At 62.1% G+C, this 14781-nt stretch carries 12 protein-coding genes; 3 read left to right on the top strand and 9 right to left on the bottom strand.

What is annotated here, in order from left to right; translation table 11 throughout:
• Nucleotides 1–17: 17 nt before the first annotated feature.
• Nucleotides 18–1391, bottom strand: coding sequence for a hemolysin family protein (locus RX395_RS01750; protein ID WP_006235739.1), 1374 nt, complete (start codon nt 1389–1391; stop codon nt 18–20).
• A 110-nt stretch (nt 1392–1501) separates the two neighbouring features.
• Nucleotides 1502–2185: a PAQR family membrane homeostasis protein TrhA gene (trhA, locus tag RX395_RS01755; protein WP_316365018.1), complete on the bottom strand. Its 684-nt coding sequence runs from the start codon at nt 2183–2185 to the stop codon at nt 1502–1504.
• A gap of 186 nt (nt 2186–2371) precedes the next feature.
• Here trhA and RX395_RS01760 point away from each other — a divergent pair, with 186 nt between their 5' ends.
• Complete coding sequence (locus tag RX395_RS01760; protein WP_316365020.1) at nt 2372–3337, top strand: alpha/beta hydrolase; 966 nt, start codon at nt 2372–2374, stop codon at nt 3335–3337.
• A 132-nt stretch (nt 3338–3469) separates the two neighbouring features.
• Here the strand turns inward: RX395_RS01760 and RX395_RS01765 are convergent, their stop codons facing one another.
• The 7 genes from RX395_RS01765 to RX395_RS01795 all read right to left on the bottom strand — a co-directional run bounded on the left by RX395_RS01765 (nt 3470) and on the right by RX395_RS01795 (nt 12685).
• The gene (locus tag RX395_RS01765; RefSeq protein WP_316365021.1) at nt 3470–4675 is read right to left on the bottom strand and encodes a DUF362 domain-containing protein; all 1206 of its coding nucleotides are present in this window, start codon (nt 4673–4675) and stop codon (nt 3470–3472) included.
• A gap of 400 nt (nt 4676–5075) precedes the next feature.
• Nucleotides 5076–5720, bottom strand: coding sequence for a class I SAM-dependent methyltransferase (locus tag RX395_RS01770; RefSeq protein WP_316365023.1), 645 nt, complete (start codon nt 5718–5720; stop codon nt 5076–5078).
• Between the two features lie 8 nt (nt 5721–5728).
• Entirely contained in the window at nt 5729–8395 is a 2667-nt protein-coding gene (locus tag RX395_RS01775) for an ABC transporter permease (protein ID WP_316365024.1), read from the bottom strand.
• An 8-nt stretch (nt 8396–8403) separates the two neighbouring features.
• A complete protein-coding gene (locus tag RX395_RS01780; protein ID WP_117817772.1) occupies nt 8404–9117 on the bottom strand; it encodes an ABC transporter ATP-binding protein in 714 nt (237 codons plus the stop codon).
• 240 nt (nt 9118–9357) lie between these two features.
• Nucleotides 9358–10563: an ABC transporter permease gene (locus RX395_RS01785; RefSeq protein ID WP_316365026.1), complete on the bottom strand. Its 1206-nt coding sequence runs from the start codon at nt 10561–10563 to the stop codon at nt 9358–9360.
• Nucleotides 10550–11737: an ABC transporter permease gene (locus RX395_RS01790; protein ID WP_316365028.1), complete on the bottom strand. Its 1188-nt coding sequence runs from the start codon at nt 11735–11737 to the stop codon at nt 10550–10552. Before RX395_RS01790 ends, RX395_RS01785 begins: the two co-directional genes overlap by 14 nt.
• A 9-nt stretch (nt 11738–11746) precedes the next feature.
• Nucleotides 11747–12685: an ABC transporter ATP-binding protein gene (locus RX395_RS01795; RefSeq protein ID WP_117773693.1), complete on the bottom strand. Its 939-nt coding sequence runs from the start codon at nt 12683–12685 to the stop codon at nt 11747–11749.
• 210 nt (nt 12686–12895) lie between these two features.
• Between RX395_RS01795 and RX395_RS01800 the strand changes: the two genes are divergently transcribed.
• Both RX395_RS01800 and RX395_RS01805 read left to right on the top strand, forming a co-directional pair.
• The gene (locus RX395_RS01800; RefSeq protein ID WP_316365030.1) at nt 12896–14041 is read left to right on the top strand and encodes a sensor histidine kinase; all 1146 of its coding nucleotides are present in this window, start codon (nt 12896–12898) and stop codon (nt 14039–14041) included.
• Nucleotides 14038–14667 (top strand): response regulator, encoded by a 630-nt coding sequence (locus RX395_RS01805; protein WP_117766276.1) that lies wholly within the window; start codon nt 14038–14040, stop codon nt 14665–14667. Before RX395_RS01800 ends, RX395_RS01805 begins: the two co-directional genes overlap by 4 nt.
• Nucleotides 14668–14781 lie beyond the last annotated feature (114 nt).

Raw genomic sequence — 14781 nt, forward strand, 5'->3', positions numbered from 1 at the left:
CCCTACTCTTCCTTGCCCTACTCGTCGCCATCGTGCGGATCCACAGAGCCCGCACCCGACGCCGCCGGCTTCTCTGCCGAAGACTCGGAATCCTTCTTATCGGTTTCGGCCGGAGCAATCACGCGAATGAGCGAGATGCGCTGGCCACGCATCGACTGCACCTTGAACTTGTACCCCGCGACCTCAAACACCTCTCCGATGTCGGGCACCGAGTCGCAAAGCTCCAAAATCCAGCCGGCGATGGTCTCATAATCATCGCTTTCCTCGAGCGGCCAACCAAGCTCAATCGCGTCATCGCACGAAAAACGCCCATCAACGAGCCACTCACGGCGCGAGAGGCGCGTGAGGTACTTGTTGTCGGGGTCGAACTCGTCCTCGATCTCGCCGACGATCTCCTCGACGATATCTTCGATGGTGATGATGCCGGCCGTGCCGCCGTACTCGTCCACGACCACTACGATCTGGTCGTGCGAGGTCTGCATCTCGGACAGCAGCGGCAGGATGTCCTTGGTATCGGGCACAAAGGTGGCGTCGCGCAAAAAGCCGGCGATGGGCTGGTCGCCCTTGCCGTCGAGCGCGGGCTGAATCAGGTCCTTAATGTGCGCGATGCCCGCGACGTTGTCGGGATCCTCGTGATAGACGGGGATGCGGCTGAAGCCGGTCTGGCGCATGGTGGACAGCACGTCGGCGACCGTCTCGTCGTCCTCGCACATGGTGGTGTCCACGCGCGGCACCATGACCTCGCGAGCCACGGTGTCGCCCAGGTCGAAGATCTCGTGGATCATGCGCTTTTCCTCGTCGAGCAGGTCGTCCTGCTCCGAGACCATGTACTTGATCTCCTCCTCCGAGACGTTCTGGCGGTCGTCGGCGCTCTTGATGCGCAGGATGCGGGCCAGGCCATCGGAGCAAGCGCCAGTCAGCCACACAAGCGGACGGGCGATCTTTTGGAAAAATGACAACGGTCCCACGACCTGCTTGGATACGCCCTCGGCATTGGCCAGGCCGATGCGCTTGGGCACAAGCTCGCCAATCACGATGGACACGAAGGCGACCGCGACGGTGATGATGACCGGCGCCAGGCCGCGCGCGATGGCGGAGAGCGGCGCGATGCCAAAGCTCATGAGCCACGTGGCGAGCGGGTCGGACAGACTCGTCGAGGCGACGGCGGACGAGGCGAAGCCCACGAGCGTGATGGCGACCTGGATAGTGGCGAGCAGCTGGTCGGAGTCGGCAGCTAGCTTAATGGCACGCTCGGCGCGTTTGTCGCCTTCCTCGGCCTCGTGCTCCAGCACGGCGCGCTTGGCCGTGGTGAGCGCCATCTCGGACATAGAGAAGTAGCCGTTGATGAGGGTCAAAACGAGGGTGGTGATAAGGGAGATGGTTATGTCCATCGGGAGTTTCTCGAACCTCCAAGATTCGGGACGTCGGATTAAAACGTTGACGGCGGATACGGCAATTGCACCGGCGCCCAAACAAGGACGCGGGCGCGCAGGCGTGGTCGCTAGATTACGAAGAGGATCACCGCCATGAACTGGAAGATGCTGCCGGCGAGTACCCACAGGTGAAACACACTGTGAAGATAGCGCACGTTTTTGGCGATATAGAACGGCACGCCCGCGGTGTAGCACACGCCGCCGACGGCGAGCAGGGCAAGTGCCACGGGGTTGAGCAGCGCCACAAGTTCGGGCAGCTTAAAGACAACGAGCCAGCCCATCAGCAGGTAGACCAGGCCGCTTACCCAGTGCGGTTGACGCTCGCGCATAAAGCACTCGAGGGCGATGCCGATAATGGCGATGGCCCATACGGCAAAGAACAGCACAGCGCCGCCGTTGTTTGCGAGCGTGATGAGGCAAAACGGCGTATAGCTGCCGGCTATGAGCAGGTAGATGCAGCTGTGGTCGATGATGCGAAACACGCGCTTGGCGCGCGCGGGCTGAATCGCGTGGTAGAGCGTGGAGGCTAGGTATTCGAGGATAATGCTGACGCCATAGACAATCGCCGCGGCCATGTGGGCCGGGCCTCCGCCGCGCAGGGCGGCGAATACGATCAGGAGCACCAGGCCCGCGATACCCAGCAGGCAGCCGACACCATGGGTGACGGAGTTCATGATCTCCTCGCCCACCGTGTAGTGTGGAACGGCCGCGGTCTTGGGTCGCGGCTTAGAACTGTCGCTCGAATCGGACATGCCGGTTACATCCTCCAACGTAAAGAGTTCTCAACACTATATCAAAGCGTCTAGGTACGTGCGAAATTTGCACCATACGTGACCCTTTGTTTACCCATTCTTTGTCTGTTGACGCATCAACGGCGAACGTCCATAATGCGCTTGCATTAAATGTTGATGTATTAACATCTTATAGGAAAGCTTCTTATGTCTCAAAACGCACGTTCCCATCGAAAGCTCAAGATAGCTGGCGTCGTTGCGCTGGTGCTCGTTGTCGCGCTGCTGGGGTTTGCCGGCAACTTCTTGTTCGACTTTGCCCTGAATCCCCAAGCGCCCTACACCATGAAGATGATGCAGGACAGCAAGGACGCCGAAAAGGGCGAGCAGATGGACGCCGAGGAGGGCGAGGCGCGGGCGTGGTTTAAAGAGAACCGCGAGAGCAGCAGCCTCACCGCGGACGACGGGACCGAGCTTGCCGCCTGGTATTTTGCTGCGTCGGAGAGCACGCACGACTACGCCGTCTGCCTGCATGGATATACCAACGAGCCCATCGGTATGGCCCGATACGTCAAGCGATTCCACGACCGCGGCATGAACGTACTCGCACCCGCCGCCCGCGCTCACGAGCGCTCCGGCGGCGACTATATCGGCATGGGCTGGCCCGAGCGCCTCGACATCGTCGCATGGATCGAGCAAATCGTTCAGGCTGACCCCCAGGCGCGCATCCTGGTCTTTGGCGAATCGATGGGTGCAGCAACCGCTATGAACGTCGCGGGGGAATCTCTGCCTGCAAACGTAAAATGCATTATCGAGGACTGCGGTTATACGAGTGTTTGGGACGAGTTTTCCCTGCAGCTCAAGGACGTGTTCGGCCTGCCCAGCTTTCCCTTGCTCGATGTAGCAAACTTGGTGTGCAACGTGCGCGCGGGCTACGACTTTCATAAGGCGAGCAGTGTGGAGCAACTCAAACACGCGACGGTTCCCATGCTGTTTATCCACGGCGACCAGGACACCTTTGTACCGTACAGCATGCTCGACCAAAACTACGACGCGTGCGCCAGCAAGGTCAAGCAAAAGCTCACTATCCATGGCGCCACCCACGCCAAGAGTGCGCAAGTTGACCCCGAGCTCTACTGGAATACGGTCGACGACTTCCTCGACGAGTATTTTTAGGCAAATAGGACGGTTTACCAGTCTATCTGACCCCTTAGCACTTCCAAAAAGCCGCCCGCGGGCACTGTGCTCACGGGCGGCTTTTGCTAACGCTGCGCTACAAAAACGCTTGATTTGTCCAATAGCTAGACGCTACTTGACCTCGATGAGCTCGTACTTGCTCGTGCCCAGGCCGATCTTCTCGGCATGCGCGATGCACACGCGCCAGTCGGTGTCGGGATGCGTGATGCAGAAGGGATCCTTGGCCTGCTCGCCCTCCAGATGCTCGTGGTTGTGCTCCATCTTGGCCGCGCTATCGGTGAGCTCGGTGTTGGGCAGCGGCTCGGATGCCATGACGGCATCGGCGCAGGCCTGATCGATGGCGACCGGGTCGAAGCTCGCGAACATGCCGATGTCGTTGACGATAGGCGTGTCGTTTTCGGGGTGGCAGTCGCAATTGGGGCTGATATCCATAGCCAGCGAAATATGGAAGCTCGGGCGGCCGTCGACGACGGCCTTGGTGTACTCGGCGATCTTGCAGTTGAGCACGTCGGCCGCAGCGTCATAGCCGGGCTTGATACAGTCCTGGTTGCATGCCGCAATGCAGCGGCCGCAGCCCACGCAGCGATCGTGGTCGATGGCGGCCACGTGGACCGTGCGGGTGTTGCCGTTGGCAAGCTCGCGCTCGCGGGTGTCGTCAAACGAGATAGCGCTGTGTGCACAGATCTTTTCGCAGGCACGGCAGCCAATGCAGTGCTCGGTCGCGACGTTCGGCTTGCCGGCGGCATGCTGCTCCATCTTGCCGGCGCGGCTGCCGCCACCCATACCCAGGTTCTTCATGGCGCCGCCAAAGCCGGCCTGCTCATGACCCTTAAAGTGGGTGAGGCTGATCACGATATCGGCATCCATGAGCGCCTGACCGATCTTGGCCTCGTGCACGTACTCGCCGCCCTCGACCGGGACGAGCGCCTCGTCGGTGCCCTTGAGGCCGTCGGCGATGATGATCTGGCAACCCGTGGCATACGGGGTAAAGCCGTTCTGGTAGGCGGTGTCGATGTGCTCGAGCGCGTTTTTGCGGCTACCGACATAGAGCGTATTGCAGTCAGTGAGGAAGGGCTTGCCGCCCAGCTCCTTCACCACGTCCGCGACGGCGCGGGCGTAGTTGGGGCGCAAAAAGCTCAGGTTGCCCAGCTCACCAAAGTGAATCTTGATGGCGACGAACTTGTTCTCAAAGTCGATCTGCTCAATTCCGGCGCGGCGAATAAGGCGTTTGAGCTTGTCGAGCTGGCTCTCGCGAGCATGCGTGCGCAAGTTGGTGAAGTACACCTTGGCGGGTGCTGCGGGTGCAGTTGCGGTCATAGATATATCCCCTCTGTCTATATGGCGTTACAGACATAGAGGATGGTACCAGTTAAAGCAGAGTTAAAGTCAAGTACGGCACCTAGTCATTGGAGACGTTCTTAAATGAGTAGTCGCAAGGGACACTCTTTCGCCACCCGGCAGTTGGGGACAGTCCCCAAGTGCCGGCAGGAAAGGAACGTCCCCGAAGGCCGGCATATAGGGACAGTCCTTGCCAACCCGACCGGCAGACCGGCGAATCATCGGCATCTGGTAAGAGGGACGCGCCGTCACGTTTGTGGCGGCGCGCCTTGGTTTTGCGGCGCGTTCTGGCGTGGCCACAATCTGGTTTGATGGCGTGCCCTGGTGTGGCGGCGTTGACGGCGTGCCCTGGCGTGACGGAGCGTCCTGGCGCGGACCGCTAGCCCTTTTGCGCGACCAGATGCGCGCGGAATCCCTTCTGTGCCTCGAGCTTGAGCGGAGTGAGCCCGGATTCCTCGACGAGCGCGCGTAGCTCGGACAGCTTGAGGATGCGCACGTCGCCATGGCCCAAGAGGCGTGCCAGCGGTAGCTCGATGTTGTTCATGAGCCAGACCGCGACATCGTTCGAGGTGTAGTCGCGAAGGACCAGTCGCCCGCCGGGCCGAAGGACGCGTGCCACCTCGGCGAAAAACCTCTCCGGATGCGGGTAGTGGTGGAAGCTGTTGGAGCAGAGCACGGCGTCGAAGCTCCGGGGCTCGAAGGGCAGTGCCTCCGCGTCTCCGACGACAAAGCTGACGTTATCGAGCTGCTTTGCCCGGGCGACGTCGATCATCCCGGGTGTGAGGTCGAGTCCAGTCAAGTGCTTGCTGGGGTACCGGGCGTGGAGCAGTTCTAGGACGGCTCCGGTTCCACAGCCCACGTCGAGCGCGTCCTCGAACGGTTCGAGCTCAAGCTCCTCGAGCATTTGCGGATAGTCGTCCTTGCACATCTCGTAAATGCCGGCATGGCCGGATTCGTAGACCTTTGCCGCCTCGGTGAACTCCTTGATGGAGAGCTGCTTGAGCTCCTCTGCCGATCTTGCCATGAGCCCTCCTATTCCTGGACCTTCAGCGCCTCGGCCAGGCCGACGCGCTTGATAGAGCGCGTGTGTAGCAGCGCCACGACCAGGTAGGTCGCAAAGCCAATGCCGACGCATGCAGCCATGGACCAAGCGGGCACGTAGATCTCGATATTGCCGTTGTAGGCGAGCAGCATCGAGCGGAAGATGGCCGTGAGCGAGCCAATAATGACCGGCAGGCTCAGCACGAGCGACGCCGCCACGCACAGCGTGATCGAGCGGATGTACAGATGCGAGATCTCACTATCGCGATAGCCAAAGACTTTCATGTAGCTGATCGAACGGGCGCTGTGGTCGATCACCGCTTTGGTCAGCAGGTACATAAACAGCAGGAAGATAAACACCGCGAGCCCGATCATCATTCCGATCATTTTGCTCATCATGCCGATGAACTGGTCGCCCACGGCGCGCATGTCGTCGGGCGTGGTGTCGCCGGCAAAGTAACGAGCATCGAGGTCGAGCTTCTCGTCGCTCACATAGCCGTTAAAGTAGGCGGCGTCGTTGTCGAACAGCTCGTTAAAGTCGTCGATACTCATATAGATATTCATGTCCGACTTGGAGCCCCAGGCACAGTCCTTGCCCGCGTACTCAAGGGAATAATGCTCGCCCTCGTACTTGTCGCTGAGCGTGACCTTCTGACCCTCGCTCCAGCCAAACTTATCGAGCAGACCGCCGCCAAAGACGACGCGCCCATCGCCGACGTCGAGGTCTTTCCAATAACGCGAATCGGATGAAATGCCGTAGACGGAAATCGTCTCCTCGCCATTACCATCGCCACGGTCGTATTGCAGCTGGTAAACGGCGTATTTCTCGGCCTGCGCGATTGCGCCCGCGCCGTTGTCGGTCGTATTGACCGGGTGGATATCGTCGTTGTCAGTGTCGATCTTAGAGGCCTTGTCGATCAGGTCGATAGCCTCATCGCGGTCGCAGCCGAGGGCATCGGCAAGATCGTCGAGGCGTGCGTAGAGCGCATCCTTCTTGTCCTTGACCTTAGCAAGCGCATCCTGCGCTGCAGTCAGGCTCTCGGCAGACGGAGATGCGGTCGCGGCATCGGCTGCCGTCTGCGCGGCATCGGCCGCGTCGTCAAGCTCGTCATCGGCATCCTGAGCGGCAGAAAGCAGCGCGCCGTCAACCGACTGCAAGCGCTCGAGTGCCGACCATTGCTCGCGCTCCTCGGCAGTGCCCTCGAGCTCTAGCGGAGCCTTGAGTGTGTACTGGTGCTCGGCGACCAGGCTCGTCTCCAGGTTGTCCGCATAGTGCGTCATCGTGGGCAGAATCGCCAGGCCAAAGAGCAGTAGCAGCGACGCAAACGCAATGCCCACGAAGAGCGTGGCGAAGTTGCCCAGGTTGCGCAGGAAAACGCGCAGACGGAAGCGGGAGACAAAGCCCATGCGTTCCGGCAGCTGCAGACCGCGCTTGGTACCCGACTTACCGCTCGCCTCGTGACGAAGGAACTGCAACGGCGTCTTGCCCATCTTGCGGAGCAGGCCCACCAGCGTAATGAGGATGAGCGCGGCGGCGGGAACCACGGCGCACTTCACGAAGATCTCCCAGCTCCAGTACACCTGGAAGGGAGGCAGGCTATACGAACCGTAATAGAGGCCGCGCATGGGCTCGGTAAAGAACGCAACGCCGAGCGCGGTACCCAAAAGCGCCGCGAGCACGCCCACGATGGCGGGAAGCGCGAGGTAGTGCAGCACAATCTCGCGGCGGCGATAGCCGCTGGCGAGCAGCGTGCCGATGATGGCGCTCTCCTCCTCGATGGTGGCGTCGGTGAGCACCACAAAGACAAATGCCATGATCACGATGATGATGTCGAGCAACGTCATCCACATCATGGAGTCGCCGTCCACGTCGTCGCGCGCATAGCCAATGCCCTGGTTGGAATCGGCATCGACAAGATCGTCGACGCGCGCATCGGCGTCGGTCAGCGCCTCGACCATATCCTGCTCGGCATCAATGCGATCCGCGGTGGGGAGGTCGCGATCGGCAAAGGTGAAGGAGTAGGTGTAGGCAGGCGCGCCACCGGCATCCTCGAGCGCGGCAAAGCCGGCGTCGGTGACCTCGGCCACGCCGTACGTGATGGTGTTCACCGTAAAGTCCGAATTGTCGAGGAACAACGCCTGGCTATCGGGCTGGGTCATGATGCCGCAGATGGTGTAGGTGCGGCCCTCAAGCTCGACCTTATCGCCGATGGCGAGGTCGTTATTGGTGGCAAAGACGCGGTCGATGGCCACCTCGTCGTCCGCCTTGGGTTCCTTGCCCTCACAGTAGGACGCAATGTCCACCTTAGCGCGGTGCGCATAGGTGCGCAGGGTCCGCTTGGTGCCGTCGTCGCCGGCAGTCTTTTTGATGATGGCGTCGATAGAGAAGTTCTTGTAGAACGTAACGCCGCCGACGTCCTCAGCCGCGTCTTCGGCAGCCCTGAGCTGATCTTTGGTGGCCTCGAAGGAGGTAGTCACACGGCCGTCCTCGATCGTGTATGCATCGCGCATGTCGTCAATGAGGCAGCCGATGGAATGCGCCGCGAGCAAAAAGCCCGACGTGAGGGCGATGCTTCCGCACATAAGCAAAAAGATGCCCAGGTACTTGCCGATATTGCGGCGCAGCTCGCGCGGGAGACGTTTTGCGAGAGGTGTCATGGCGCCGCCTACCAATCGAGCTCGGCGGCCGCGACGGGTGACTCGTTGAGCTCATCCTCGACGATGCGCCCGTCGCGCAGGCGCAGCACGCGATTGGCCATGTGCGCGATGGCCGCATTGTGGGTGACAATGATGATGGTGCAGCCGTAGGTGCGGTTGACATCCTCCATGAGCCGCAAGATTTCCTTGGATGTCTTGTAGTCGAGCGCGCCCGTGGGCTCATCGCACAGCAGCAGGCCCGGATTTTTGACGAGCGCACGGCCGATGGCGCAGCGCTGCTGCTGGCCGCCCGAGACCTGGCGCGGAAACTTGTTGCGGTGCTCGTAGAGGCCCAGCGAGCGCAGCAGATCGTCGACATTGAGCGGGTTTTTGGACAGGTGCGCCGTGACCTCGATGTTTTCCTTGATGGTAAGGTCGGGCACCAGGTTGTAGAACTGGAAGACAAAGCCCAGCTCGCGGCGTCGGTACTCGCCCAGATCGGCGGGCTTGAGCGCCGTGAGATCGCAGCCGTCCACCATGATGGAGCCGCCGTCGGCATCCTCCAGGCCGCCGATCAGGTTGAGAAAGGTCGACTTGCCCGAGCCCGAGGGCCCCAGCATGACGCAGATCTCGCCGCGGTTGATGGACGTGTCGATGCCGTCGAGCACCGTCAGGCGTGCATCACCGTCGCCATAGTGTTTCTTGAGTCCGTTGACCTGGACGTAGGCACGCTTTGTCGCCATGCTATCCCCCGTTGTTAGCCTTCTGCTACTTTTCTAAGGTAATAGTAAACCCAGGTGAACTATTTTTAAGCGACGTGCGCGAACTATTTTCCAACCTACTCATTGGGGACAGACTTAAATGAGTGAAATCGCTCATTTAAGTCTGTCCCCAATGAGTGGTCCCCAAGTGCCGACATATTGGGACAGTCCCTGCCAGCCCTGCCGGCGGATCGGCAAAGATTGTCCCCAATGACTAGGTGGCTAGACGCTGGATTTGCTGTGGGCGAGGGCTAGGCCTACGGCGGCGATGGCGGCGGCGAAGAGCACCGTGACGCCCAGGTCGCAGGCGATGTCGTCCAGCGCGGCAGACGTCAGGTCAGAGGTAAGCGCCTTGCCGATCGCGTCGTTCACCCAATACGTCGGCACAAAGTGCGCCACCGTCTGCACGGCCGAACCCATCAGCGACAGCGGCATCCAGGCGCCACCCAAAAACGTCATGAGCATGCCGAGTAAGTTGCCCACACCGTTGAGCAGCTCCTCGCGCGCACCCAGGCTCGACAGCATAAAGCCAACAGCCAGCGGCGTGCACGCCAGGGCAAACGTTGCCGCCAGCGCTAGGCACACGCGACCCACGCCGACCTCGGCAACCGCGCTGGCAAAGCCCACGACGCCCATCATGCTCGACACGAGCCAGATGCAGACGGTGAGCACGGCGGCGGCCGCGAACACAGCGAGCGAGCGCTGGCGCTCAGAGACCGGGCTAGCATCCATGCGGCGCACGCGCTCGGGCTCGTTCATGCCCGAGAACACCAGCCCCACCGACACGATGACCGACGAGATAATCGCGTACGCGCCAAAGTTGAAGTACGACTCGAGAGTGGCGGCGGCAGTCGAGTAAACCTTAACCTGCTCGATCTGGACCTCCGCGCGTTTTGCGGCGGCATGCTCGGCCGCCTTGGCGACGTCACCGTTAGAGGCAGCGGGTTCAAGCGCCGCCGCAGCGCCCGCAAGCGAAATCCAGCGCGAGGCCTCGGCAGACGAGAGCGCCGCCGCCATGGTGCCGGAACCGTAGGTCACGTCGAGCTTGGGCAGGGCCTCCCCCGCACGGGCGGCTGCAACAAGATCGTCCTCAAACCCCTCCGGGATAAAGAACACGCAATCGGCACTGCCCTTGGCGCTGTTGCTCTTGGCGAGCGCGTCCGCAAGGTCGTACGCGTCGTCGCCGATGCCCGTGACCAGGTCAAAGCGTGAGCCCAGGTGCTTGGTAAGCGCCCGCGAAAGGTCGCTATTGTCGCGGTCGACCACGATCACGTTGGTGTCGTAGGGCTTGTACTCGGTGAGCTGCGACGAGTTCCAGCTCACCGAAGCCGCGATGAATACGCCCATGAGCGAAATGAACACCGTATAGATGAGCAGGTAGAACGGGTGCGCGAGTGCCATGCGAAGCGCGGTCTTAAAGGTGCTCATAGCGGCTCCTTCCAAAGATCAGCGTAGCGGCGGCGACAAACACCAGGGCCATCAGGACGAGCGCGCCGGCGCGAACAGCGAAGGGCCCCAGGTCCTCAAAGAAATACAGGCGATTGAACATGTCGCAGATGAGCTTGACGGGGTTGAGCCAGCACTCGACCGGACAAGCGCGGGCGACGTCGTCGGCAAGCGCCATCGCCGGCTCGCCGTAGAGGCCGGCGAACAGGGCGCACGTGGTGGCAAAGCCCGTGAGGATGCCCGACTTGGATGCCTTGCCGCCCTTAACGGGAAGCGTGCCCACAAAAAGCCCCAGGCCCGTGGCGGCAAGCGCGGATGCAGCCCCGCCCAGCAGGCACAACCCCTCGCGCCCGCCAAAGTCGACGCCCACGACCAGGCGCACGTAGCCGATCGCAACCGCCATCGATGCAAAGGAAACCAGCCACGAGCCGACAAAAATGCCGGCCAGCGACGCCGTCTTGGAAAGACCGCCCACGCAGCGGCGCGCGCCGAGGCCGGACAGATTGGGCTGCAAATCGACGACGCTCAAGGCGGCAAACTCGGCAGACATCATCGCGACCAGGCCAAAAAGCGCGTAATAGTAGATGACCGTGCCATCGGGCGTGGCACGAGTCAGGCTCACGCGGCGGGTTCCGCCCTCGAGCGACAGAGCGCGCGCAACCGCCTCCGGGCCGGCGAGCGCCGCCGGGTCATCTTGAGCAATCTGGGCCATGAGCTCGGCATTTTGCGTATACGAGCTTGCCACCGTTTCAAGGATGCTGCGGTCGGTAAGCACCGACGAGGCGCGCGAGCTGTCGTAACTCGATAGCAGCGTGAGCCTGGGCGTGCCCGCGGCATCAACCGTATAGATGCCCGCGACCTCGCCGGCCTTGAGCGCTTTGCGCGCGGCAGCCAAGTCTTCGTACTCGCTCACATCGAGCAGCTGATCGTCGCTTGCCTTGGCAAGCGAAGCTGCCACGTCCTTAAAGGTCGAGGCATCCCAGGCCTCGTCCGCCACGACGGCAACCGGCACCGGGTCGACCGTGCCGTCGGAGCTGAGGTTCGCAAACATAAACATGAACATCGTGGAAAGCGCAATAGGAAAGAGAGCGCCCCAGACCCACGTGCTCGGCCGGCGCAGCAGCGTCTTGACCGTGGTGATGATGGTGTTGAACATGGCCGCCCCCTAGTCGCGCAGCTCGCGGCCGGTGATCTCGAGGAACACGTCGTTGAGAGTCGGCGGCTCGCTCCACACGCGGCCGAGCGCCACGTCGGCAGCACGCAGCGTGTCGAGGATGTCGACCAGATTGTGCGGGCTCGCCTCGCAGGTGCAGACGAGCTCGCCGCCGGACAGCTCGACCGAAAGCACGTGCTCGAGGGCGCGCAGTCGCTCGACCGTGGCGGCCTCGACGGCACCGACCTCAACAGTCACGCGCTCGCCCATCTGGATCATGCGCTTAAGCTCGTCGTTGGTGCCCTGCGCCAGCACGCGGCCGCCGTCCATGATCATGATGCGGCTGCAGATCTGCTCGACCTCCTCCATGTAATGGCTGGTATACACCACCGTAGCGCCCTCGTCGCGCAGGCGGCAGATGCCCTCCAGGATGGCGTTGCGGCTCTGGGGGTCGACCGCCACCGTGGGCTCGTCAAAGAAGATGAGCTCGGGCTTGTGTGCGATGCCGCAGGCAATGTTGAGGCGGCGCGCCAGTCCGCCCGAAAGCTTGCCGGGACGAAACTTGGTAAAGTCGCCCAGCCCGACAAAGTCGATCGCCTCGTCCACCAGCGCGCGGCGGCGCTTGCGGTCGTTAACGTAGAGGCTGCAGAAATAGTCGATGTTCTCGCGCACCGTGAGCTCGTCAAACACCGCCACCTGCTGCGGCACCACGCCGATGCGGCGCTTGAGGTCGTAGCGGGCGGGCGTCATGGGCTCGCCGAACAGCTCGATGGTGCCTTTGTCGTAGGCGAGCAGCTGCAGGATACAGTTGATGGACGTGGTCTTGCCCGAGCCGTTGGGGCCCAGCAGGCCAAAGATCTCGCCGGGGGCGATGCTCAGGTTAAAGTGGTCGAGCGCAATAAGATCGTCATAGCGCTTGACGAGGTTTTCGACATGGACGATGTCTGTCATGAGGCGGCCCTTCTGTTGGTCGTGGCCCGGTACGATTTCATCATCGCAGGAGCGGGCGGCGCGCACCAGTGAGCTTTGTCACGAGTGAGGGGGGCGGAGGCGAAACCCCCGCTCGCGCGAGCGATCGACGCCGATTTGCCGCGCGGGAGGAATGTCACGGTTGCCCCGGGCGGCCCCTCCACCACGCGCGGCTTCGCGTACAATACCCGTATGAACAGGCTTTTCGACAAATCGATTGTGCTGGCGTGCTGTATCGCAGCCGCTCTGGGCCTTGCTGTGGACGCTCGCCTGGTCGCGGCGTTTTACCTTGGCGTTATTGCCACCTCGCTGGCTGAGCTCGCGCAGGGGAAAAGCGCCCGGCGCGCGAGCGAGACCGCGAGCTGCGCTTACATCATCGCGGCTGTCTTCGTGCCGCCGTTTGTGCCGTTTGCGCCTCTCGCCCTCTATGACATCGCGCGGCGGGTGCGCCGTGAGCACGCCTGGGCCGCGCTGGGCATTGGCGCCACCTTTGTCTTTGCGCTTGTCGCGGACCTTCGCACCGACGCGCTCATCGCCCGAACGCTCCTGCTGACTGCCATCCTTTCGGTTGCCGCTACCTTGCTATCGCTGCGCACCGCCCAGTTGGAACGCGAGCAGCAGCGCATGCGCCGCACCCGCGACGAGCTGCAGGAACGAGCCCTCGCGCTCGAAGCGCGCAACCGCGATCTTGCCGATCGCCAGGACTACGAAGTCGAGCTCGCGACGCTCGCCGAACGCGCCCGCATCGCGCGCGAGATCCACGATAACGTCGGGCACCAGCTCACGCGTACCTCGCTGCAGACCGAGGCCCTGTGCATAGTCCACGCCGATGAACCCGGCGTCGCCGCCGATTTCGCCGACGTCAAGCACACCGTTGACGAGGCGCTCCAGCTTGTGCGCACCAGCGTCCACGCGCTCAACGACAACGCCGTCGATCTTTCCGTGCAGCTCGAACGCATTGTTGAAGGCGCACGCTCGGACGGCGGCCCGCAGATTGAGCTTGAAGTTATGACCGAACATGCGCCCGCAAACGTCGCCAACTGCTTTGCGGCGGTCCTGCGCGAGGCGCTATCCAACACCATGCGCCACGCCCGCGCGCAAAACGTTGCTGTGCGATGCATGGAGCATCCATCGTTTTACCAGCTCATCGTTACCGACGATGGCATGGGCGGGACCCAGACGGGCGGTCGCGGCGCCGCCGAGGGCATGGGGCTCGGCTCCATGCGCGAGCGCGTCGAGGCGCTTGGCGGCACCTTCACCGCCGGCCCGCGCGCCGGCGTCGGCGGCTGGCGCGTGTTTGCCACCGTCCCCAAACAGCAAGGAGATGAGGCCCGATGAGGCTCATTGTTGTCGACGACGACCGCCTAGTGGTCGATTCGCTCAAGATTATCCTGGGCGCCCAGCCGCAGATCGAGGTAGTGGGCACCGGCGCCAACGGCAACGACGCGGTTTCGCTCTATGCCGAACACGCACCCGATATTGCACTGCTCGACATTCAGATGCCGGGACGCGACGGCCTATCGGCGGCGCGCGAGATCCTCGAGCGCGACCCTGCGGCGCGCGTGGTGTTTCTGACAACATTCTCGGATGACGAGTACATTGTGTCGGCGCTCAAGCTGGGCGCCCGCGGCTACCTGATCAAAACCGATGTCGCCGCTATTCCACCGGCGTTGGCGCAGGTCATGGACGGCAAACGCGTGCTCGAGGGCAAGGCGATCGAGGACATCGATTTTGACGGGACAGGCGCCGATGCCAGCACGCCTCGCCGACCCGCCGCCTTTGCCAGCCTGACCGACCGTGAGTTCGAAGTCGCCGAGCTCATCGCCCGCGGCCTCGATAACAAGGAGATTGCCGCCGCCGCTTACATGGGCGAAGGCACGGTGCGCAACCACATCAGCTCGATCCTTGCCAAAATGGGCCTACGCAACCGCACGCAGATCGCCATCGCCTACCTGCGAGGGTAATTACCCAACAACCGACCACCCCGGCATAGCAAAATGGCTGCTATCGATTTAATGCCATTTCAAAACTATGTCGGTTTACTACGATGAATCGCCCACCTTCGACCACGGCAAATT

The organism is Collinsella aerofaciens (assembly GCF_032584215.1).
GTDB lineage: Bacteria > Actinomycetota > Coriobacteriia > Coriobacteriales > Coriobacteriaceae > Collinsella.